We start from the raw sequence: 21,324 nt of genomic DNA on the forward strand, positions 1-21,324 counted from the left end.
TGTTGTTCAGCAGTTTCGACGGCAGCTGAGGCTGGGAGAGGCGGCCCGTCCTGTAGTCCGGCTGTGATGGTCACCAACTGATCGTTTCAGAATGAACCGGCGGACGACCGCCCCACCGAATCCTGCGCATCGACGGCAGCGAGCACTGCGTCGACCAGCTCCGCGACCGACCGGCCACCGCCGCCATCGATTCGGTCCAGGCCCAGCCTGATGACGGCATCCAGCATGAGCGTCTGGTAACGCCTGGAGCGGGCCAGGAACATGTCCATCAGGTGGCGTTCCTGCTCCGTCGCTTCTTCGTAGCGGCCAGCCGTATACACGCGGGCGCGCAGGACAGCATCGTCCGCGGTAAGCCACACGGCGGCTGTGTGCGGGACCGTCAGTTTCGCGATACTGACAGGCCAGAGCGCCGATCCTTCCAGGACGAGGCCCGCCCTGGTGGTGCCCTCTGCAGCGTATGTCGTGATCAGCTCTTCTACGCGGGGCCATAGCCGTTCGTAGTGGTCGAGAACGGACGTGATCAGTTCGTCAATCGTGAGCGACCCGTAGTGCTCGGCAACATGCGCCGGCACCTCCCGCTCCGGAGTTCGCCAGGGCCGCCCTGGATGCCGCGCCAGCCCATCTGTCGACAGACATTCGAACCCGAGCCTGTCCGGCACCGCTTGGGCAATCATCGACTTACCGACATTCGACGTTCCCCCGATCAACACCACCTGCGCACCCTGCATGCCGGCGACCCTACTGAATCACTCATGCCATTCAAGTCTGAGCGGCAAGAGTTCCTGGCCCTCAGGGCCATCAGGGCCGGCGGCAGGCGACCGCACTGCCCGTCTCCGCCGGTGCGAGCCGAGCTAGGGCGGTGTAGACAGGAGTCATGCCGCAGCGCCTCGAAGGACTTCGACGGCCGGTGCGAGCGGGTCGGGCGTTGATCGCCATCCCGATCGCGTGGATTCTTGCGGTGTCCGTGATCGACGTTCTTTCTCCGCCCTACATTCATCTGGGTCCGCTGCTCGTCGCGGCACCGGCGATCACGCCGTTGTTCGGCGGGCCCCGGACGGTAGGCCTGGTCGCTGCACTGGCGGTGATCGCGCAGACGACCATCGGGGTGCTGCGCGATCCTGACGAGTTGCTCTCGGCCAACCACCAAGCACAGATCATCGCCCTGGTACTGGTCGGCACGAGCCTCGTGATCTTCTGTGTACTGCGGGAGCGCCGCGCAAAAGAGCTGGCGCAAGTACGGTACGTGTCCGAAGCCGCCCAGCGTGTGGTCCTGCCGCCACTGCCCAAGAAGCTCGGACCGCTGCGCGCCGCCTCCCTCTATCTCGCCGCAGAGGCCGAGGCCCAGATCGGCGGGGATCTGTACGCGGCGGCGCGCACCACCTCCGGCACCCGGCTGATGGTCGGCGATGTGCGGGGCAAGGGGATGACCGCGGTCAATGACGCCGCTTTGCTGCTCGGAGCGTTCCGCGTCGCGGCCCACCGCCAGGCGAGCCTGGGCGAGCTGGTGGCCTACCTCGACCGAAGCGTGTGCTGGGACCTGATGGAGCCGGGCGAGACGGGCTGCTACGGAGAAACGTTCATCACCGCCAACATCCTGGACATCCTCGACCGGGGCGGCCAGGTCGAGATGGTGGCCTGCGGTCATCCGCCGCCGGTCGTTCTGCGCAACGGCCGGCCGACGACGGTGGAAGCCGTTCATCCCGCACCTCCGCTGGGCCTGGGCGAACTGGCGCCTCCGCGATACCACGTCGACAGTTTCCAGCTCGAGCCGGGAGACCTTCTGCTGCTGTACACGGACGGCGTCACCGAGGCCCGCGACTCCACCGGCACCTTCTACCCGCTCGCCGAGCGCATCACAGGCTGGACCGAGAACGACCCCGACGCCTTCCTCGGCCGCTTCCGGCGCGACCTGCTGCACCACGTCGGCGGACACCTGAACGACGACGCCGCCATGATCGCCATACAACGCCCCGCCACGCCCCGGGCCTGATCCCCCGGCCGCCCGGCGAACCGGCCCTCGAACAACGCACATTCCTCACCGGGCACTGCGGCCCGGTTTTTGCGGGCACTCCGTGCCCGTTGCCGCGGTGATGCTCCGCATCACCGCGGCAACGCGTGCGATTCCTACCGGGGGTGAACCCACCCCGTTCCTCGCGAGAGCACGCCACCCTGCACGAGCTCGTCAGCGACCCCCTGCCTGGCGGGTGATGTAGTTGACCGCGACGAACGAAGTAAACACCCCGAGCAGGTCCTCGCCCGCGATCCGCACGGTCCGCTCGCCGCACCGCTCGACGCCGCGCGCCCAGGTGGCCACCTCGGCCATGTCCGAGGTCTGCACGTCGAGTTCGAGGACGGCAGGCCGGGCGATCCCCGGGGTCGGCACGGAGCCGGCGGCGACATTGCGGACGGCCTCCTCGGCGCCCTCCCGGATCAGCCGGCAGGACTGAGCGGGGTGCAGACTGGCCGCGCTGAACCGGGTGATCGACTCCTTGGTGGTGACGTTCACCGCCCCCTTGGCGAACGGCGCGGTCTCCTCCCGGGTGGCCGCATCACCGGAGACGAACGCGATCGGCACCCCGTAGTGCTCGGCGACCAGGGCGTTGATCCCGCTCTCGCCGACCTCCTCGCCGTTGACCCGGGCGGCCGAGAAGACCTCCGGGTTGTAGGTGTGCGACAGGGAGGAGGGACGGCCGGAGATGGATCCGTGGTAGCCGACGAAGAAGACCGCATCGAAGCTGCCGTCCAGGCCCTGCATCATGTACATCGGCTTGTGCCGGCCGCCGATGTACGCGGCATTACCCGCCACTCGACGCGGGTCGAGGTTGGCCATCCGGCCGTGCGAGTCGTTGAGCACGATCTCGGTCGCACCGCCCGCGAGCGCTCCTTCGATCGCCGCGTTCACCTCGTCCTGCAGCAGTTCGCAGCCCAGGGCGTAGGCCGGTCCGCCGGTGGGCCGGCACTGCTCCCAGTCGACGATGCCGGCCACGCCCTCCATGTCGAAGGAGATCCAGATCTTCATTGTGGTCGCTTCTCCTGATCGGCCCGTGCTTCGGGCCTTGTCGCGTACGAGGGTGACAGGACGTCGAGTTCAGCCGCACGCGCAGGCACGCGCAGGCGTGGCCGGCTGTCACGGTGGTGAGCTCGGGGTCGGTGCTGCGGCAATCGCCCGTCGCGATTGTGCACCTCGGGTGGAACCGGCAGCCGGACGGGATGTCGTATGGGCTGGGCGGTCTCCCGGCGAGTGCGATCTCTCCGTTCATGCCGTCCGCAGTCATCCGGGGGAGCCGGGCGCAGCGGTCCGGCCGCGTCGTAGTGACGCAGCATGCGGGCCGAGACGCGGCCGTGCCGGGTGAAGTCTCCGATGGTGAACGTGCCCGACCGCCTGGCCGATCTCCCACATCGGCGGCGGACACCCCGGTCGGCCCAACTCCCGCTCGATGAACAAGGGTTCCGCGGATCGCAGACCGATGGGAGCGGAGCCGAGTCCGACGCAAAGGACACTGCGACTCCAGGACGCTCACCGCCCGGTCAGCTCGGCCGCGACGACGTCGGCCACCTGCCCGAGGGCCTCGGCGGTCAGCCGGCTCCGAAGCTCGGATGACGGCGGCGCCCGACCTCCTGTAGCGGAGCCCGGGACAGCGAGGGCCAACTACACCTCGCCCGTGGCGAACAGCTCGAGGTGCCCGCACTTGGGGCATCGGAACGCCTCTATCTGTCGCCGGAGCCGGCCCATCCGCTTGGCACCACCGAGAATCCCCCGCTCCAACGCGCCCTCGATCCAGCGCGCATACCCGCGCGAGTGCTCGCCGGCGTCCTCGACGAAACCCTCCACCAGACCGACGGTGCTGCACTGGGTGCATGTGTAGCTGTTCATCCCGTGAGTGTAGGAGACGGCGCGACGAGGCCAGGCCCGCAGCCGTCGACTGCTGCCGGGCTGGGACGGCCGAAGTCGAAGCCCACGGCCGGTACGCCTGCGCAGCCCTCAGCGAACGACTCGCTCCGCGCTTGCCGAGCTACGCGAACTCGCCGCCCGCGCAAAGGAGTACGGTCCGATGTTCGAGCTCGCCGAGAGCCTGGACGTCCCCTACGCGGCTACCCCATGCACCCCTGCGGCGTGACCCTTTCCAACGCCGCACTGCTGGACCGGCTGCTCGTACAGCCCGCCCCGGGCGGCGACGACCCGATGCTGCAGGCCGACAAGGAGGACCTCGATTCTCTGGGGGGTCGAAGCTGTTGCCGTGGAGTCAGTCTCACGTTGATGCAGCTCAGCGACTTGATGGCTGAGTCTCTGCATCACGGCACCTGCGGTGCTAGCGCTCGATTTGGTGGTTCGTTTTCCGAACCGCTTCAGCGGTGATGGCCCAGCGCTCGTGGTCCCGCCACTCGTCGTTGATCAACTGGAAGGCGGCCGAGTACCCCTCCCGTTGGAAGCCCAGGCGCTTGACGAGATTCAGCGAGGCGGTGTTGTCCGGCTGGATGTTCGCCTCCAGTCGGTGCAGTTCCAGCTGGCCGAAGGCGAACTGGAGCACGAGCCCCAGCCCTTCGGTCATGTAGCCGCGGCCGGTCGTGGAGGCATAGGACGTATAACCCAGGGTCCCGCACTGGAGGGAGCCCCGGACGATGTTGTTGATGTTGACCCCGCCGACGATCGCGCCGGTGTCACGCAGGCAGATCACGAAGCCCTTGTGGGTGGGCTGCTCGAACCGCTCAAGGGAGCCTTCGAATGCCTCGACCGTCATCTCGCGAGCGCCCAACCAGCGTCGGAGCATCTCCGCGCTCTCGCGTTGCAGCACGCTGAGCTCTGCGTGGTCCTCGCGGGCGACGCGACGTATGGCCACTCGCGGCCCTTGCAAGAGGTAACTGCTGGTTGCCATTCCGGGATCCTATGTAGCCCGCTCGTGGACGCGAGCGGTGGCTGGTGGCGCAACCGGTCGCAGTGGAGCTGGCCCCGGCAACCGAAGACCGTCGGGACCCGCCGTGCCTGTGACCTGCTAGCAAGTCGGCCGCACCGACTCACACCCGCGCCGATCCGGCGGACGTTTCGGAACCTCCGCCGGCGCATGCCCTGCCCCGCCAGGCACCCAAACCTCACCGACCCGGCCCTCGACGCCCGCCTGGCGCCCCGAACAGACGTCGAGCGCCCCACTACGACTACGACGTGCGCAATACCGTCCGCCGAGAGAAGACCCTGATCGCTCTGCATCGGCTGAAGGGTTAGGAAACACGCTTGGAGCGTGTCGTACCAGTCCTCCGTCGCCTCCGGGTCGTCGGTGGCGGGCACTGCTTGGATCGGGGGCGGCAGGTCGTGGAGCAGGTCGAGAGGAGGGCGCGCCGCTCGGTGTACGGGCTGCCGCGGACGTCGTCGGCCTCGAGGTGCGCGGGGACATCCCACGCGGAAGCGCTCAAGGTTCGCGGATTCCTTGACGCCTAGGGCCTCGAACCCACGTGGGGTGCGGTGGTTGAGCCGAGAGTCTCGCGCGGGTTCGCGCCTGATGGGCGGCCGACGGCTTACGGAGAGACTCGGAGTAATTGTCAAGAGTTGTGGGTGGGGTGGCCAAGGATACGTCCGTAGGTGAGGTGGATAGCCTGCCTCCATGGTTACGGGCGAGGGGGCCGAGCGCATCGGTTCCGATCTTGAGGGCCAGGGCCGGGGTGCGACGCGCGCCTGGGTGGAGAAGGGGCTGTCCGAAGCAGAGAGCATCGAGGAAGTCGCGCGGCTGCGTGGCGGTTGGACGTCGGAGATGCGCCGTCTGGGCATCTCCGGGCCGGGCGGGCGACGGGCGCTGGTCCTGCGGTCCTTCGTCAAGCCCTTCTTCGTACGACATGCGGAGGGCCTGCTGACCCGCGAGGCGACGGTTCTGCGCCTGCTCGGCGACACGGACGTGCCCGCGGCCATGCTTGTGGCAGTGGACGCGACGGCGCAGTACTGCGACCACCCCTCCCTGCTGATGTCCCTGCTGCCCGGGACCGTGCGCCTGGGTGATGAAGGGGCTGACCAGCGTGCCGAACTGTTGGCCCGTCAATTACTGTGTATTCACCGGCTGCCGGTGACCGCAAGGGCCCGGCCTCGCACCTATCAGGCGTGGACCTCTCCCGAGCGGGTAAGCCCGCCCGAAGACACCGAGCGACCTGAGCTGTGGCAACGGGCCGTGGACGTTATCCGCCGCGATCCACCTGATTACCGGGCCTGCTTCCTGCACCGTGACTTCCATCCCGGCAATGTCCTCTTCACCGGCAACGATGACGGTCTGCAGATCAGCGGCGTCGTCGACTGGGTGGAGACCTCGTGGGGGCCGGCCGACCTGGACGTGGCCCACTGCTCGACGGCCCTGGCTCTGCTGCACGGGGTTCCCACGGGCATGCACTTCGCCGACCGCTACGTTGCGGCGGGAGGGATCCTGTCCGAAGATCGCGCCGCCCATCTCTACTGGCGGCTGCTGGACGCGTTGGCCTTCGCTCCGGACGCCGAGAAGGTCGCCCTCCCCTGGCGTGAATTGGGCCGTGCCGATCTGACCCCTATCCTGCTGACCGAGCGGCTGGAGGGATACCTCCAAGCCCTTTTCGACCGCTACGCATGAATCCGGATCGACAACCTGCGGGCAGGAGACCCGGACCAGCGGACCTCTCACGCTGCGAGTTCTTTGGGGCGCTCCACGAGGTGGCTCTGCCGGCTCGCACAGCACCCCACGAGAGCGTTTCCCGGGCTGGTTCAGACAACGGGCTCCAGATGCCAACTGAGCTGCTCAGGCGCCGACTCAAGCGCACCACTCGCAAACTCTCGCTGTAGCTGAGCGCTGTTGTTGGCGGCTCTCACCACCTGCAACGCCCAGTTCTGCGGCGCCTCGGCTGCGTACAGACGCAAAAGGGCTTCGCCGTGGCAGCCGGTGCCGGGCATCATTCGAACCGTGCATGAGGGTGAGCGTCATCGCGGACAGAGCCGGTACGCGCTGACGGAGACGGAACACGGCCGTCCCTGGGGCGCGTGCGCCGCAGTGGACGGACTTTTCGGGGAACCCCAGCGCGGGATATACGAACTCTTCGGCTGGGTCCCGGAGAAACGGGAGGTCCGCGGCTGGGTCGGCAACCGGGTACGGCTCGTGCCTGCAGACAAGGCACTCGGCTCCTGGCTGCTGGCCGACGCGGAGAGCCAGGGACAGCACGCCGGGACAGACAGCCTCGTGCTCACCGGCCTGGACGACTACGAAGGCCCGCCCGAGGGGTACCGGGGTGTCGCCCGCGTGCACGACGGCTACCAGTGGCTGGGCTCCTGCCGGGAGTTCACCCGGGTCATGCCGCCCGAGCAGGTACCGCCCGCGCTCGTCCTGCGAGGACTCGCCACAACACGTCGACTGCGGGCTGTGCTGGCGCAGGGAACCCGGCGGGCATTGGACCTTGAGGAGGCGGCCCTGGAAATCCAGGACGAACAGGGCCAGCATCTCACCGACCGGTTGCTGTGGACCAAAGTCAACGCCTGGAGCCCCTCTTCCCACGGGACTGATCTGATTGACGTGGAGCTCGACGCGAGCCGGTTCACCCCGGTACCGGAACACGCCCGGCCCATCTGGGAGCGATGGATTACCGGCCCGCCGAGGGCCCCTGGTGCCTGGGCCGGCCTCGGCACACGGCAACGCGAGGCATGGCTCGAGCTAGTCCGCGAGCGAGCCTGTCGGCGTACCCACCGCGACCGGCCCACCGGACACGTCTACGAACTCGACGGTCGCCATGTCACCGACGAACCAGGTCTCTACCTTGCGCTCGGTGAAGCCGTGAACGGGCCGGGCGGCTACTTCGGAGGCTGCCCGGCCGCTCTCGACGACTGCCTCGGCGGCACCTTCGGCTGCACCACCCCAGCCGCCCTGCTCTGGCACAGCTCCGCGACCGCACGTGCACACCTGTCCCAGCTCCTGACCTCAGACGGCCAGCGCTACGACCTGTTCGCCGAAGTCCTCGAAGTCCTCGCCGGGGGCGGCATGCACGTCACTCTCACCTGAACCAGCGCGTGGGCCCCATGAAGCGGCGCCTCTCCCCGCCAGCTAGAGCGCCCGCAATGTCCGACAACGGGTGCGGGTGGATGCCCCAGAAGGATGCTGGTGCACCCTCTGGAAGCCCGGGTCAGTGGCGTAGCAGTATCAGGGCCTCCTCACCCCAGTCGTCCAGGGTCTCATCGTGGCCGGACAGGCGGGCGGATCGTTCGATGCGAAGGAACAGAGATCGCTGCAAGGCAGGGGTGCCGTCGGCCAGGATGCCGTGGATGGCGGGCAGGAGCTGTCCTGCGCTCCACTCGGCGTTGTTCAGGGGGTGCCGCTCCAGTTCCCAGTGGAGGAACTTGTTGTAGGGACGCACTCGTTGGTGGAGGGCGAAAACGACCTCGAGAGCAAAGGGAAGGCTCTCTGCAGCGTCCAGGTGCGCAAGCTCGGGCCTGCCGTCGCGATGGTTCTTGAGCGAGCGGTAGGTCTGGTTGACGTAGGCATCCAGGTAGCGGGCGACGGCGGCATCCGCTTCGGCAGAGCTCAGGACCCGCTTCGTGTCGAGGATGTCGCCGATGGCGCCGTCCAGTCCGTCGAAGAGAACTTGGGCGTGCACGTAGGCGTAGCGCATCCAGCTCAGTGGATCGCCGCGCAAGCCGCGCCGACGGAAGTCACCGAGCGTCATGACGACAAGGTCGAGATGGGCGGAACGGAAGCCTTCCAGGTCCCGGATCGGTGACAAAGCCGTATCCCGGACTACGACATGGACGTCGAAGTCTGAGCAGGACGTCGGCATGCCTACATGCACCTGCGAGCCGCTCAGAACCAGTCCGACCACGTCGGGGTCGGCCTTCGCCCGGGCGACGAAAGCCGCCAGCGTGGCCTCGGGCGTGACACCAGGTGTGGGAAAGCCGATGGGAATGTGGTTCACGGTGGTGATCACTCCATGCGGGATGGTCCGCAGCCCGACACTGCGGCTGCCAGTAAGTCCGCGTCTGCCGCGTCAGAAAGCGCGGCCGGGGAGATCACTTCACGGCGGTGACGCTATCGCGTTGGGGGTCACAGCGGGAGTTTGATTTTCCGCCAGGACACCGCAGTCGTGGTGGAACGACCTCCAGAACACGCTCTGGTCCCCGGCGGGGCTGTTGGTCATGCTCGTCAGGGTGGAGGCGTTTCGCGAGCCTGCAGGCGTTGGTCACCCGCCGTGGCAGTGGGGCGTCCCAGTAGAACCCAAGGGAAGGGGTCTGATGCAGGTTTGGGTGGCAGGTCAGGTTCGGTCACGCGGCCTGGAGGGCTGGTGTGGTCATGACGGTTTCGTATTCGGCGGGGCAACCGGCCTAGCGAGGCCTGTCGTCGGCGTCGGTGGTAGGTCCTTTCGATCCAAGTCACGATCGCCGTCCGGAGTTCCTGACAGGTGGCCCACGAGCGGCCGCGACCAACGGGCAAGCAGTCCGCTCGCTGCAGCAAGCTTGACTGCGCTGAACCGAGGCTCATCGCTGCGCCCTTGGCGCTCTATGCTGCGGCCAGCGCCATCGGGCGTGACCGCAGTCCGGGCGGGTGGAAAGGAAGCCTGTTGGCAACGTCAGGTCCTCGGCCCAACGACTACGCGGCCGCAGTACATGAGCTTGAGCCCTACTTGGGGGCCCGAACATCCTTGACAGCTCCAGCTGTTGGCAACGGTGTTCGGCGACACCGTCGACCGGATGGCTCGTCCAAGGCCGGTCTGCATCGAGCACAGCAGATGCGGCGGCAGATGGCGGCGGCAGAGCAGCAACTGCCGCAGTTGCTGGCAGATATCTCCAAAGCTTCCCTCACTGCCGATCCGCTCATGATCTACAGCAGCATGCACGTTCTCAACGCAATGAGCCGGGCGGTGCTGCCGAGCAGGCTGGTGTTCGGCAGTGATGCGCTGACGGAGTTCTATGGAGGCCTGGTTACGGCAATGCCGCTGGACGACGTTCTCGCCCGGCTGGGGACCGACTATCACCCGCAGGCCTTGTTCGACGTGGATTCGCTGCTGCGCGAGTACGGAAGGGCCGAATCTCTGGCGTACCAGGCCAGGATGCTGCGCGACGGCACCACCGATCGGCAGACGAACGTCCTGCACATGCTGCAACTAGAGCGGCGATTCGACCGGATGCAGGGGTACCCAGCACACCTGCGACCCATTGTCCAAGGCATCACCGCCCCACTGGCCGGCCAGGCACGAAAGGTTCTCGGTTTCGCACTTCACCATGCGGTGGATGCGGCTGACGTGTATCACTCCTTGAGGACCACGCACATGGACCAGGCGCTGGACGCGCTCCAGGACGTTCTCGCCGCCCTCAAGGCCTCCACGGACAAGGCGCACCGCTCGCACATGGCGCTCGTGCATTCCGCTGGGGTGGCGACGTTCGGGGCAGCCCCTGTCGAAGACGACCTGCCCGGCCTGCTCGCCGAACGCCTCAACGCCCCTCGTGACGAAATGACCCGCCTGGTCGCGTCGCTGACGACGCAGCTGGGCAGCCAACCGGACCTTCGTGAACTGAGCGACACCAACACACTGCGTCGTCGCCCGATCATCGGCCTGGGAGACACACGCGGCCTGTGGGCTCGCCCAGGCGACTTTCTGCACGAGGTGCTCGACTGGGCCGCAGACGCCTGCCTCGCTCATCCGGAGCTTCTCAGGCAGTTCGACAAACGACGCCAGGCCTTCTGCGAAGAGCAGGCCCAGCGCACCCTGGCTTCAGTTTTCGGGGACGAGAACACCCACGCAGGCGTCATCTATCCGGAGGCCGGGAACCCGGACGTCGACGTCCTCGTGGCCATGCCTGGCGCCGTGATTGCGGTCGAAGCCAAGGGGGGACGGTTCACCGACCCGGCCCGCAGGGCGGCGCCGGACCGGGTGAAGAAGAAGGCACGTGAGTTCGTCGACAAGGCCCTCACGCAGAACGCGCGCACCATTGCCTACCTCGACGGCGGTGGAAGGGACTTCCGGGATCGGTACAAGCGCCGTCTTCCCCTGCCAGACCATCTGCCTACCGCGGTGTCGGTGATCGTCACGCTCGACCGCGTGGATCCGTTCGCCACCCACCTTCCCGATGGCGGCAAACGCGGCGCCGCGCCGGACGAGGGGACCTGGCTGGTCACGCTCGCGGATCTGATGATGGTGGCAGACGTCCTGCGTCACCCAGCAGAGTTCTATGCCTATGCCCACACCCGCGCTGCCATGGCCAAGGCCCAGGGGCCCACTGTTTTCGTCGAGGCAGATGCCCTGGCGGTCTGGCTGGAGCACCGCGTGCAGGCTGTCGAGCCTCCCGCCGGCGAGCTCGTGTACCTGGACACCAGTAGTGAGACGGTCAACGCGTTCTACACGCACCTTGATGCCCCTGGCTCACCCTCTCCGAGCCGTCCGACATCAGGCATCCCGTCCGAAGTGCTGGACGCCCTGGACCTCGTCCAACAGAGCCGACCGGAGGACTGGCGCCAACTTGCGACCGCCGCGCTCGCGGTGAAGCCCACAGACTGGCAACCCGTGCGCCGAGCGCTGCGCCCCACGAAGCCAGGCACGGGCACTCGCCGCGACCGCAAGCGCACCCGTCGGGCAGCGGACGGAATCCGCCTCTCCCCTCACCTGACGGTCTACGTAGGCGACAGCCTGAACGCCCCTCCCCCACCGCTAGGACCGGCGACTCTCCTGATCACAACACCAGAGACGGATCTCCAGGGGCACTGACCCGGTGGCATCGTGCATCCCGGGCATCCGCGCGGCAGCACTGGTAAGGACTCAGGCCGAGAACTCAACATTCTGGCCCGAGAAGCCGTTGTCGTACCGCGAAGTTCGCTCGGGTGCGGACTGGGCGTCGCGTCGCGCCCGGGTCAGCGCCCATCGGTCTGGTAGCCGGGAGGGCGCGAGAGACCTGGAAGTTCGTCGTCCGTCGGGCGGTGAGTGTGGGCGAGGACGTCGCGGAGAAGGCTCACGTCCACAGGACCGTCGTAGCCGCCTACGGTGATCAGGCGGCTTCCCGCATCCTGGTACAGGGCGAGTGCCGGGTCGCGGTTGTCGGTGTCGTGCGTGACCACTTGGCGCAGACCGTGGCCGAGATCCGTGCAGGTCACAATTTTCGTGGCGCCGCAGCTCACGACGTCCGGCGGTTCCGAGTCGTCTTCCTCTTTTCGGTGGATGGCGTACTCGATCATCGGACCGTGGTGCCCGACCTCAGGTCCCTTACGAAAGGTCACCTTGAAGCTGAGGTCAGCGACGGCGCTCCGGCGTGAGGCCGACGGCGCCCCGCCACGACCGAGTCGTGGCCTCCGGCTGGACCAGTGCCGAGGTCGCCGAGTGGTTGTGCACCGCACCCAACGCCGTCCGGTGCGGTCCCACGTCAGCGGCGTACAACTCGTCCGGCCGAAGGAGCAGCAGAGTCGCCCGGTGGGCCGCCACGGTGCGCCGGAAGAGTGTCGCCGAGGCAGCCCCTCTGCGTGCGGCTCGGCACGCAGAGGGAACCCCTCGGCCGGGTGGGCGATGTGCAGGGCGCCCGTGACACCTGCCTTCAGGTGCGGACCCGTGCGTATCCCGACCCGGCAGCCGGCCCGGGATTCCGCGTGATCATTTTGTGTGGCCGTAGGTGCGCACGTAGTCGAACTGTGCCTGGGCCCCGGACCTGTTCATCGACACCAGGCCGATCTTCAGGTCGCCATCGGCAGGTAGCGTCCATACGCCGTTCCACACCCAGTGCTTGCCGTCCCGGCTGGTTGCCGCGCGGGCCTCGTGCTCGTTGTGTGCGGTGTCGCGGCGGTACGAGAGCCTGAGCCACATCGTGTCCGCCGTCGGACCGCCGAACATGGGGGCAGCGGCCACCGGCGTCGGCGGGCTGGTGGTCGGGCGCGGGCCCTCCTTCCCGAACTCGCTGACGTTCAGCACAGCGCCGCCGCCGTTGTTGAGCGGCAGTACCGAGTGGACGTTCTTGAAGAAGCGGTCGTCGTTGCCGTAGAGGACGAGTCCGGCCTGCTGGGCCGGCTGGTCCGGGGCGAAGTGCAGCTTCGTCTCCACCATGAAGTCACCTTGGGGAGCGTCCCGGGTGAGCACCGAGGCGGTGTTCGTCCCCCCGCTCAGCTCGGCGTTCTGGGTCGGCCAGGACAGGGCACCGCCGGTCATGGTGGTCCCGGCGGCCGGCCCGCGGACCCAGGACCAGTGTGATCCGGTGCTGGTTCCGGGGACTTCGGTGGTGGCGAACTCGTCGCTGTAGCCCGGGAGCAGCTTTCCCGGCCGGGGGTCGGGCAGCCGCTTCGTCACCGGCTTGTAGAGCTTCACCGCGCTGACATTGTCGGCCGCCGTGGCGCCGCCGCGGGCCGCTGTGCCGACCTTGCCGGCGCGGACGGCCGCGGGGGGCAGGTCGCGTCGCTGCGTGGCCACCGCGTCCCCCAGCCGGTCCTCGCTGACCTCGGCGGTCAGCTCGGTGCCCCGGATCTCCACGATGACGGTGTGCCAGGAACTCCAGTCGAAGCCGGCGGGCAGTACCGTGACTTGGGCGCCGCGGCTGCGCCCGGCCACCATCGCCTCCGTCACCAGTGCACCTCGGTCCCGGTCCAGCCAGGCCGCGACGTAGTCGCCGGGCCCCTGGTAGCCGACGGTGAGGGCGGCGGCGCCTGAGGACGACGTGACCTTCAGGTCCGCCTCCGCGCGGACGGCCGCGGGCACCGGTCCTTGCGCCAGCAGGTACGCGCTGCCGGCTCCGGAGTGGACCGCGTAGCCTTGGGCGTCACGGTCGTCGGCCACCTGCCAGCCGTTGGTCGCCGCGCCCTCGGCTTTCCAGCCGTCCAGGGAGCCGTTGTTGAAGGTGCCTCCCGCGTCCGGCTGCGCGGCCGGTGCCGGCTGCGGCCCGTCCGACGGGCCCGTGCCCGCCCGCAGCACCGGCCAGCCGTCGATCCAGTCCAGCCGGTCGATGAGCATCGGCCGTCGGGACAGCTGCCGGTCGAGGCCGGTGAAGCGGTCGAGGTCCGGGTCGTCGGAAGGGATGCCGTGGTAGACGAGCCAGTCCTGTCCGGCCAGATCGGTCTGGACGGCGTTGTGCCCGGGGCCGATCCAGCGGTTGCCGTTCGCGCCTGCCACGATCGCGCCCTTGCTGGTCGGCGCGGTCAGCTCGACGCCCTCGTCGTCCTTGAAGGGGCCGAGCGGGCTGGTCGCGCGGCCGGCCTTGACCTGGTAGCCGCTGAACGCGCCGTCGCAGCAGCCGGCGTCGGAGTAGAGGAGGTAGTAATAGCCGCCGTGGCGCACGACGTAACCGCCTTCCGTCCGGCGGCCCTTGGCGACCTCGGTGACCGCGCCCTGGATGCGAGTCCGGTCGCTGTTCAGTTTCGCCGCGCAGATGGTGTCGTAACTGCCCCAGTACAGATACGGCGTGCCGTCCTGGTCCGTGAACTGCACCTGGTCGATATTGCCCGTCGCGCAGCCGCTCGGGTCCGGCAGCACCGCCCCCTTGTCCGTCCAAGGGCCGGTGGGTGTGGGAGCGGTGGCGAGGCCGACGGTGTTGCGGTCCGGCACGGAATAGGTCAGCTGGTACGCGCCGGCCGAGTAGCGGATGTCCGGCGCCCACAGCCGCGAGCCCTTGTGCCAGGCCGGCTGGGTGTCGGGGGTGAAGACCTGACCCGCGTACGTCCAGTGCACCATGTCGGTCGAGCGCAGGATCGGCAGCATCCGCTCCCCGTCCTCGCCCTTGCTCTGGAACACCGGGTTCTGCGTGCCGAAGGCGTACCAGGAACCGTCCTTCCCCCGGATGATCGACGGGTCCGGAAAGGTGTCGACCACACCCTGCGTGACCGGATTGGTGTACGTCCCCGCAGGCGCGGGCTCCTGGGCGGAGGCCGACGGGGCTGCCGGCGGGAGGAAAGCAGCTGTCAGGGCCAGGAGCACGAGACCGAGGGTGCCGGCGGCCCGGGTCCGGGGTCTTACGCGTGTTGGCGTCGGATCTGGCATGGGGACTCCGTCCTCTGCACACGGTGCAGGACCTTCATGGGGTGCGAGACTGTCACGGGCAGGGTCTGGCTGTCGGGGTGGCCTGGGAGCCGACGAGTTCCAGCGCCGCGCAACGCGCTGTGAGTGGGCCTGAGGTGCATGGCCACCGGAACATCCCGGTGCGGATCGTGTGGGCCGGGGTCCTGGATTCCGGCACGCCTACCGGCCATGCCTCGCGGTGGCGTGCCGGGGCGACGGAATCACCGACCGACCGGTGGCGCGTGCTACTCGGCGTGGGTCTTCTGGTAGAGGTCGCCGTCGTAGTAGTCGGAGGGGTCGGGGTTGCTGTCCAACTGCTTGTTGCGGACGAAGAAGTCGCCCAGCTTCTTCAGCCACCCGTCCACCTCACCGCTCTTGGTTTTGGCCGCCAGATCGTCGGTGGACAGAGTCCTTACGTGGGAGGCGTCTGCCTTGGCCTGGGCCTCGGTGACCTGGAGCATCCTGGCGGTGAGCGCGATCGTTTCCGCGGGGTGCTTCTGGCGCCAGTCGTTGGCCTGTTGCAGCACCTTGATCACCTTGGCGTTCTTCTTCTCCGACACCTTGGTGCCGGCGACGAACGCGGTGGGGAAGGAATCGCCGGTGTCGACGGTGCTGGCCACCTCCTCCAGACCCGGCACCTTCGCCTTGATGGTCGCGATGGCCGGGTAGAAGATCCCGGCGCCGTCGATCTTGCCTGCGGCGAACGCGGAGACGACGGTGGACGGGTCCATGTTGATCTTCTGGATGTCCTTGGTGGTCATTCCGGCCTTCTCCAGCGCGATGTTGAGGATCATGTCGCCGGAGGTGCCCTCGGGTACGCCGATCCGCTTGCCCTTGAGGTCCTTCATGGTCTTCATGCCGGGCTGACCGATGACACGGTCCGCGTACGTGAGCGTGTCGACGGCGATGACTTTGGCCTTGCCGGAGGCGGGCAGCCACATGGCGCCCGGGCCGATGTAGCCGTAATCGAGGTTGCCGGCGTTGAGCGCCTGGATCTGGATGGGGCCATTGTTGAAAACCGACGTCTTCGCGGTGAGACCCTGCTTCTTCCACAGCCCCTGCTGCTTGGCGATGGCCAGCAGGCTCGCCCCGTTGTAGTCGCCGATATAGCCGAACTTGACCGTCGTGTCGTCTGCGGACGTTCCCCCGGAACAGGCGCTCACCGAGAGCGACATGACTGTCACGGAGAATATCGCCGTGAGGGCGCGGCGGATCGTGCTTGTGGACATGGTGAGTTGGTCCTCTCGGGACGCGCACACGAAGAGTCTGAGGGGTGGGGTGCGGCGAGCAGTGTGCCGGTGGATCAGGCGGCCGCGGTGGGTTGATCCTGGTGGTGGACGGAGGTCCACACGTCGTTGCGGATTCGGCGGAACTCCGGGGAGAGGCGGATCTCTTCCGTTCGGGGATAGGGCAGTTCCACGTCGATGACTCGATGGATACGACCGGGCCCCGCGGCCATGACGATGACCCGGCTGGCGAGGTAGACGGCCTCGTCGACGTCGTGGGTGATGAACAGGACGGTGCGTTTGTCCTGGCTCCAGGTCTGGAGCAGCTGATCCTGCAACTGCACCCGGGTGAGGGCGTCGAGGGCACCGAACGGCTCGTCCATCAGCAGCACTTGCGGGTTCACCGCGTAGGCGCGTGCGATGGCGCAGCGCTGCTTCATTCCCCCGGACAGCATCTTGGGCAAGGCGTCGGCGAACTCGCCCAGGCCGACGAGGTCGATGGCCTGCTCGGTGCGCCGTCGGCGCTCATCCGCCGGGATGGAGGCGATCTTGAGGCCGAACTCCACGTTCTGCCGCACGGTCAGCCAGGGGAAGAGTGCGTACTGCTGGAAGATCACACCCCGTTCGGGGCCGGGTCCTGTCACCGGCTTGCCGTCCACCAGAATGCTGCCTGAGGTGGGCTCCTCAAGACCCGCCGCCATGCTCATCAGCGTGCTCTTGCCGCAACCGGAGGGGCCGACGACGGTGACGAACTCCCGGTCGGCGATGTCCAGGGACACACCGCCCAGAGCGGTGAAGTCCGTGTCCTTCAGCGGGAAGGTCTTGACGACGTCCCGGAAACTGATCTTGCTGTTCAACGTCGCTCCTGCCAGCCGGTGAGGCGTCGCTCGGCCAGCAGCAGCAGCCGGTCCATGAGCATTCCGAGTACGCCGATAGTGATCACGGACACCATGATCGTGTCCATCTCGAACCAGGTTGATGCCTTCTGCATCCGATAGCCCAACCCTTCCTGGGCGCCGATGAGTTCGGCGGCGACAACAGTGGCCCAGGACGCACCCAGGCCGATCCGCATGCCGACGAGAATGAACGGCGTGGAGGCGGGGACCACGACCTTGGCGAAGATGGTGCGGTCCGATGCGCCCAGGACCCGGGCGGCGTTGATGAGGGTCTTGTCGGCGTCGACGACACCTTGGAAGGCGGAGACGACACAGGCCATGAAGGAGGCCAGCCAGATCACCGCGATCTTGGGCACCTCCCCGATCCCCATCATCACGACCGCCAGCGGGATGAGGGCGAGCGGCGGAATGGTACGGAAGAACTGGATGTAGGGCTCGACCAGCGCACGCACGGTCGGGTACCAGCCCATGAGGAAGCCCACGGGGACAGCCACGACGACGCCCAGCGCGTATCCGAGGAAGACCCGGCGCAGGCTGGCCAGGGTGTCGGTCGCCAGGGTGCCGTCGGCAATCATGTCGCCGGCCTTGTGCACCACAGCCGGTGGGGTGGGCAGATTCTCGACCAGACCCAGCGCGGCCACGACGGCCCAGACAACGACTCCGGCCGCCAGCGCGAGGACGTTGAGGACCAGGGGACGGCGGGAGCGGCGGACGGCGCGCTGCCGCTCCGTCTTGACGGCGGTCCTTTCGGGAGGGGTGATCACTGCCATGGATGCCTCGCCGGTGACTTCACGCGTGCTCCTGCGGGATGGGGTGGGGGTAGCGGGAGAGCAGAGGGGATTCGTGGAGGACGAGGGCGATGCCGCCCAGGGCGCTTCCGGCCTCGCCGAGCGTGGCGCGCCGCACGTTCACGCGGGGCCACGCCATCGGCATCACATGGGCACGCAGAGCCTGTTCGACCGGTTCGAGCAGAGCGGCGCCCGCCCCCACCAGCTCGCCGCCGATGACGATGACTCCGGGGCCGACCGCGTTGCAGACGGCTGCGAGCACAGCACCGATGTCCGTGCCGATGCGCTCCAGCACCGCCAGCGCGGCCTGATCGCCCGATGCCGCGGCGGACAGGAACCCGGCGATGTCATCGGCCCGGCCGCCGGCCGCCCGATACCCGCGCAGCACGGCGTCCAGCGACGCGACCGTCTCCAGACAACCGGTGCCACCGCAGTCGCACGGCTCGCCGCCGGCGTCGACCGTGATGTGCCCGAACTCGCCGGACATGCCATACGTCCCGCGGTGCAGCGCCCCTCCGACCACGAGCCCACCGCCGACACCGTGCGACAGCCGCAGGTACAGCACGTCCGCGGCGTCGGAGGCCGCGCCCCACACCGCCTCGGCGAGGGCCGCGAGCCGGGTGTTGTTGTCCAGCAGAACCGGCACACCGAACCGCTCGCGCAGCAGGCCGGACAGGCCTTCGGTGCCGCGCGCATGCGCGTCCTGGCTGCCGGGGTCGGCGATCGGCCCGACCACACCGACACCGATCGCGGTGAGCGCACCGAGCTGCAACGCACGCTTCCCCTCTGGACTGTCGCCTGCCCGGTCGGCCGAGGGGGCGTCGATGAGCGAGGCGAGCAGGCGCTCGGCGATATCGGCCCGCTCCGTCCACGTCAGGTCCGGCGCGTGCGCCTTGCTCGCCGAACCGATCACTTCATGGGCCAGGTTCACTGCGGCGACGTGTACCGCTCGGCGGGCGAAGTCGATGCCGATCGCCTCACCGGCGTCCGGGTTGAGGCTGAGCTTCTCCACTGGCCGACCGCGTTTGCGTGCCTCGAGCTGAGGCGTGGACGTGATGACCGCTCCGCTCTCCACCAGGGCGGCGACGATGTCGTACAACGTCGTGCGTGAGAGCCCGCTGTGCGCCCCCAACTCGGCGCGGCTGAGCGGCCCGTGCTTGCGCAGAAGGTCAAGTACGGACTGCTCGTGTCCCTGCCGCAGCCGCGTCAGCGGACCGTCGTGTGACTGCATGCCGGACAGCATGTGAGCGCCGACGTATTTTCGTCAATGACTCGGAACGAAAAAGCCGTACGTGGATGACACGCGGCGGCTCCGGGGTGAACTCCGCCCCTGCTGCCCTTGGTTGGAGACTCTTCAGCATCGCTCGAGCGCAGCCAAGGCGGCCACGGCGGCGCTCGCGGCACGGCATGCGTACGCGCTCTCGCTATTTATGACCGTGCTCTTGACATAAATCTCGGGCGGGACAGACCATGCCTCGCAGGACACACGTCGAGATCACGTCGGAGCCGCATCAGCCATCCCGAGGCCCCTCGCATGAAGGCGTCTCCCATGATCCTCTCCTCCGACGGGCCACCACGCACAGTCATGGGTCACGACATCCCTGGCAGCGCCCGCTGACCTTGCCGACCCGCGAGCCGGACCGATTCGAAAGGCCCTCCGTGCGCCACAACATGCTCTTCCTGATGACCGACCAGCACCGGGTGGACACCCTGGGCACGTACGGCAACCCGCATGTCCGCACCCCTCACCTCGACCGGCTCGCAGCCGAGGGGACGAGGTTCGACAGTTTCTACACTCCCACCGCGATCTGCACCCCGGCCCGCGCCAGCCTGCTCACCGGCGCGGCCCCTTTCCGGCACAAACTGCTGGCCAACTACGAGCGCAACGTGGGCTATCTCGAGGATCTCTCCGACGACCAGTTCACCTTCTCCGAGCAACTGCGCAGTGAGGGCTACAACCTGGGGCTGATGGGCAAGTGGCACGGTGGCGTCCGGCGCACCGCCGCGGACTACGGATTCGAGGGCCCGGACCTGGCCGGCTGGCACAACCCCGTCGACCACCCCGACTACCTCGCCTACCTGGAGGAGCACCACCTCCCGCAGTACCGCATCACCGATCCGGTACGGGGCACCACGCCCAACGGCAGCCCCGGCAACCTCCTCGCCGCCAGACTGCACCAGCCTGCCGAGGCCACCTTCGAGTACTACCTGGCGACACGCACCATCGAAATGATGCGCCGCTACGCCCAGGAGGAGCGCAGCGGAGAGGGCGCGCCATTCTTCCTGGCCACCCACTTCTTCGGCCCGCACCTTCCCTACATACTCCCGGACGCGTACTACGACATGTACGACCCGGACCTGGTCGAGATGCCGGCCTCCGTGAGCGAGACCTTCGCCGCCAAACCCCCGGTGCAGAGCAACTACAGCAAGCTGTGGGCCTTCGACACCATGCCGATCGAGGAGTCCCGCAAGCTGATCGCCGTCTACTGGGGTTACGTCACGCTCATCGACGAACAGATCGGCCGCATCCTCGACGCGATGCGCGAACTGGGACTGGAGGACCGCACGGCGGTCTGCTTCACCGCCGACCACGGCGAGTTCACCGGCGCCCACCGACTGCACGACAAGGGCCCGGCCATGTACGAGGACATCTACCGCATCCCCGGTCTCCTGCGGGTTCCCGGCGCTCCCCAGGGTCAGGTGCGCAAGGAATTCGCCTCCCTCACCGACTTCACCGCCACCGTCCTCGACCTCGCCGGCAGCAAAACGGAGCCGGCCGTGGACAGCCGCAGTCTGGTACCGCTGGCCCGTGGGGAGCGGCCCGAGTGGGACGAGCACCACCTGGCCGAATTCCACGGCCACCACTTCCCCTACCCACAGCGGATGCTACGCACGCGCAACCACAAGTTGGTGGTCAACCCCGAGTCCCAGAACGAGCTGTACGACCTGGTGGCCGACCCCGACGAGCTGGACAACCGCTACGACCACCCCGAACTGAGGGGCGTGCGCAAGGAGTTGACCCGCCGCCTGTACGACCTGCTGCGCGAGCGCGGAGACAACTTCTACCACTGGATGACCCCGATGTACGACGTGGAGACCGACTACGACACCACGCTCTCCGCTTTCGAGACCGCGCAGCCCGCCGAGCCCACAGAGCCCGCCAAATCGGGCCGACGGTGAGCAGGCAGTGACGGCCCCCTCACACCACGGACTGATCGCAGCCAGAGTGACATGCGGGGCCGACACTCCAGCAGGTCACAGCCATTCGGCAACCGGTTGATGCCGCACTCGACCGCATGCCGGGCCTTGCAGTCCTCGCGGCCGAAAGCCGGAGGACAACCGCCCAGCGGATCCCACGCCGACACAGATACGCGCGATTCGCGCGCGACGTATACGCCTTGTCACCGCGCACCCGGAACGGACGGGCACGGGGCTGGCCAGCCCCGAGACAAGGAAGGAGCCCGGATGGCTTCC

Annotated in this window: 16 protein-coding genes and 3 pseudogenes; 6 read left to right on the forward strand and 13 right to left on the reverse strand. The window is 68.0% G+C overall.

Annotated features, from left to right (window positions below):
* Window positions 1-86: 86 nt before the first annotated feature.
* Complete coding sequence (locus ACWIGU_RS23590; protein ID WP_454403681.1) at window positions 87-728, reverse strand: hypothetical protein; 642 nt, start codon at window positions 726-728, stop codon at window positions 87-89.
* 146 nt (window positions 729-874) lie between these two features.
* Between ACWIGU_RS23590 and ACWIGU_RS23595 the strand changes: the two genes are divergently transcribed.
* On the forward strand, window positions 875-1,990 hold the full coding sequence (locus tag ACWIGU_RS23595; protein WP_454403682.1) for a PP2C family protein-serine/threonine phosphatase: 1,116 nt from the start codon (window positions 875-877) through the stop codon (window positions 1,988-1,990).
* A gap of 192 nt (window positions 1,991-2,182) precedes the next feature.
* Here ACWIGU_RS23595 and ACWIGU_RS23600 read toward each other — a convergent pair whose 3' ends face one another.
* The 3 genes and pseudogenes from ACWIGU_RS23600 to ACWIGU_RS23610 form a co-directional block, all read right to left on the reverse strand.
* Window positions 2,183-3,019: a M55 family metallopeptidase gene (locus ACWIGU_RS23600; RefSeq protein ID WP_454403683.1), complete on the reverse strand. Its 837-nt coding sequence runs from the start codon at window positions 3,017-3,019 to the stop codon at window positions 2,183-2,185.
* A 142-nt stretch (window positions 3,020-3,161) separates the two neighbouring features.
* Window positions 3,162-3,275, reverse strand: a pseudogene (locus ACWIGU_RS23605) (ABC transporter ATP-binding protein); the annotation flags it as partial.
* A 374-nt stretch (window positions 3,276-3,649) separates the two neighbouring features.
* Window positions 3,650-3,874, reverse strand: a complete 225-nt coding sequence (locus tag ACWIGU_RS23610) for a hypothetical protein (protein WP_329580114.1) — start codon at window positions 3,872-3,874, stop codon at window positions 3,650-3,652.
* A 124-nt stretch (window positions 3,875-3,998) separates the two neighbouring features.
* On the opposite strand from ACWIGU_RS23610, the pseudogene ACWIGU_RS23615 reads away from it, so the two are divergent.
* Window positions 3,999-4,222: pseudogene (locus tag ACWIGU_RS23615) on the forward strand (hypothetical protein); the annotation flags it as partial.
* A gap of 88 nt (window positions 4,223-4,310) precedes the next feature.
* Here ACWIGU_RS23615 and ACWIGU_RS23620 read toward each other — a convergent pair.
* Window positions 4,311-4,874 (reverse strand): GNAT family N-acetyltransferase, encoded by a 564-nt coding sequence (locus tag ACWIGU_RS23620; protein WP_454403684.1) that lies wholly within the window; start codon window positions 4,872-4,874, stop codon window positions 4,311-4,313.
* 720 nt (window positions 4,875-5,594) lie between these two features.
* Between ACWIGU_RS23620 and ACWIGU_RS23625 the strand changes: the two genes are divergently transcribed.
* Window positions 5,595-6,578: a phosphotransferase family protein gene (locus tag ACWIGU_RS23625; RefSeq protein WP_454403685.1), complete on the forward strand. Its 984-nt coding sequence runs from the start codon at window positions 5,595-5,597 to the stop codon at window positions 6,576-6,578.
* A gap of 327 nt (window positions 6,579-6,905) precedes the next feature.
* A complete protein-coding gene (locus ACWIGU_RS23630; RefSeq protein WP_454403686.1) occupies window positions 6,906-7,991 on the forward strand; it encodes a barstar family protein in 1,086 nt (361 codons plus the stop codon).
* 121 nt (window positions 7,992-8,112) lie between these two features.
* On the opposite strand, the gene ACWIGU_RS23635 is transcribed toward ACWIGU_RS23630, so the two are convergent.
* Together ACWIGU_RS23635 and ACWIGU_RS23640 are read right to left on the reverse strand one after the other, a co-directional pair.
* A complete protein-coding gene (locus ACWIGU_RS23635; RefSeq protein WP_454403687.1) occupies window positions 8,113-8,910 on the reverse strand; it encodes a hypothetical protein in 798 nt (265 codons plus the stop codon).
* 334 nt (window positions 8,911-9,244) lie between these two features.
* Window positions 9,245-9,389 (reverse strand): annotated as a pseudogene (locus tag ACWIGU_RS23640) (IS3 family transposase); the annotation flags it as partial.
* 319 nt (window positions 9,390-9,708) lie between these two features.
* On the opposite strand from ACWIGU_RS23640, the gene ACWIGU_RS23645 reads away from it, so the two are divergent.
* Window positions 9,709-11,682: a hypothetical protein gene (locus ACWIGU_RS23645; RefSeq protein WP_454403688.1), complete on the forward strand. Its 1,974-nt coding sequence runs from the start codon at window positions 9,709-9,711 to the stop codon at window positions 11,680-11,682.
* 143 nt (window positions 11,683-11,825) lie between these two features.
* Here ACWIGU_RS23645 and ACWIGU_RS23650 read toward each other — a convergent pair whose 3' ends face one another.
* The 6 genes from ACWIGU_RS23650 to ACWIGU_RS23675 form a co-directional block, all read right to left on the reverse strand.
* The gene (locus tag ACWIGU_RS23650) at window positions 11,826-12,146 is read right to left on the reverse strand and encodes a hypothetical protein (RefSeq protein WP_454403689.1); all 321 of its coding nucleotides are present in this window, start codon (window positions 12,144-12,146) and stop codon (window positions 11,826-11,828) included.
* Between the two features lie 409 nt (window positions 12,147-12,555).
* Window positions 12,556-14,922 carry a family 43 glycosylhydrolase gene (locus ACWIGU_RS23655; protein WP_454403690.1) on the reverse strand — a complete coding sequence of 789 codons (2,367 nt, stop codon included), beginning with the start codon at window positions 14,920-14,922 and terminating at the stop codon, window positions 12,556-12,558.
* 263 nt (window positions 14,923-15,185) lie between these two features.
* Window positions 15,186-16,169: an aliphatic sulfonate ABC transporter substrate-binding protein gene (locus ACWIGU_RS23660; protein ID WP_454403691.1), complete on the reverse strand. Its 984-nt coding sequence runs from the start codon at window positions 16,167-16,169 to the stop codon at window positions 15,186-15,188.
* 74 nt (window positions 16,170-16,243) lie between these two features.
* Window positions 16,244-17,023 carry an ABC transporter ATP-binding protein gene (locus ACWIGU_RS23665; RefSeq protein ID WP_454403692.1) on the reverse strand — a complete coding sequence of 260 codons (780 nt, stop codon included), beginning with the start codon at window positions 17,021-17,023 and terminating at the stop codon, window positions 16,244-16,246.
* The gene (locus ACWIGU_RS23670) at window positions 17,020-17,832 is read right to left on the reverse strand and encodes an ABC transporter permease (protein ID WP_454403693.1); all 813 of its coding nucleotides are present in this window, start codon (window positions 17,830-17,832) and stop codon (window positions 17,020-17,022) included. The genes ACWIGU_RS23665 and ACWIGU_RS23670 overlap by 4 nt, the downstream gene beginning before the upstream one ends.
* Before the next feature lie 19 nt (window positions 17,833-17,851).
* Complete coding sequence (locus ACWIGU_RS23675) at window positions 17,852-19,093, reverse strand: ROK family protein (protein WP_454403694.1); 1,242 nt, start codon at window positions 19,091-19,093, stop codon at window positions 17,852-17,854.
* Window positions 19,094-19,521: 428 nt separating this feature from the next.
* Between ACWIGU_RS23675 and ACWIGU_RS23680 the strand changes: the two genes are divergently transcribed.
* Complete coding sequence (locus tag ACWIGU_RS23680; RefSeq protein ID WP_454404008.1) at window positions 19,522-21,030, forward strand: sulfatase-like hydrolase/transferase; 1,509 nt, start codon at window positions 19,522-19,524, stop codon at window positions 21,028-21,030.
* Window positions 21,031-21,324 lie beyond the last annotated feature (294 nt).

Source organism: Streptomyces sp. NPDC055400, from assembly GCF_053644375.1.

What these genes read in the sequence shown, in the direction of transcription:
- ACWIGU_RS23625 (WP_454403685.1), top strand. Translation starts at nt 5,595, where the DNA reads ATGGTTACGGGCGAGGGGGCCGAGCGCATCGGTTCCGATCTTGAGGGC.
- ACWIGU_RS23600 (WP_454403683.1), bottom strand. Translation starts at nt 3,019, where the DNA reads ATGAAGATCTGGATCTCCTTCGACATGGAGGGCGTGGCCGGCATCGTC.
- ACWIGU_RS23680 (WP_454404008.1), top strand. Translation starts at nt 19,522, where the DNA reads ATGCTCTTCCTGATGACCGACCAGCACCGGGTGGACACCCTGGGCACG.
- ACWIGU_RS23645 (WP_454403688.1), top strand. Translation starts at nt 9,709, where the DNA reads ATGCGGCGGCAGATGGCGGCGGCAGAGCAGCAACTGCCGCAGTTGCTG.
- ACWIGU_RS23660 (WP_454403691.1), bottom strand. Translation starts at nt 16,169, where the DNA reads ATGTCCACAAGCACGATCCGCCGCGCCCTCACGGCGATATTCTCCGTG.
- ACWIGU_RS23670 (WP_454403693.1), bottom strand. Translation starts at nt 17,832, where the DNA reads ATGGCAGTGATCACCCCTCCCGAAAGGACCGCCGTCAAGACGGAGCGG.
- ACWIGU_RS23675 (WP_454403694.1), bottom strand. Translation starts at nt 19,093, where the DNA reads ATGCTGTCCGGCATGCAGTCACACGACGGTCCGCTGACGCGGCTGCGG.
- ACWIGU_RS23595 (WP_454403682.1), top strand. Translation starts at nt 875, where the DNA reads ATGCCGCAGCGCCTCGAAGGACTTCGACGGCCGGTGCGAGCGGGTCGG.
- ACWIGU_RS23610 (WP_329580114.1), bottom strand. Translation starts at nt 3,874, where the DNA reads ATGAACAGCTACACATGCACCCAGTGCAGCACCGTCGGTCTGGTGGAG.
- ACWIGU_RS23590 (WP_454403681.1), bottom strand. Translation starts at nt 728, where the DNA reads ATGCAGGGTGCGCAGGTGGTGTTGATCGGGGGAACGTCGAATGTCGGT.
- ACWIGU_RS23650 (WP_454403689.1), bottom strand. Translation starts at nt 12,146, where the DNA reads ATGATCGAGTACGCCATCCACCGAAAAGAGGAAGACGACTCGGAACCG.
- ACWIGU_RS23655 (WP_454403690.1), bottom strand. Translation starts at nt 14,922, where the DNA reads ATGCCAGATCCGACGCCAACACGCGTAAGACCCCGGACCCGGGCCGCC.
- ACWIGU_RS23620 (WP_454403684.1), bottom strand. Translation starts at nt 4,874, where the DNA reads ATGGCAACCAGCAGTTACCTCTTGCAAGGGCCGCGAGTGGCCATACGT.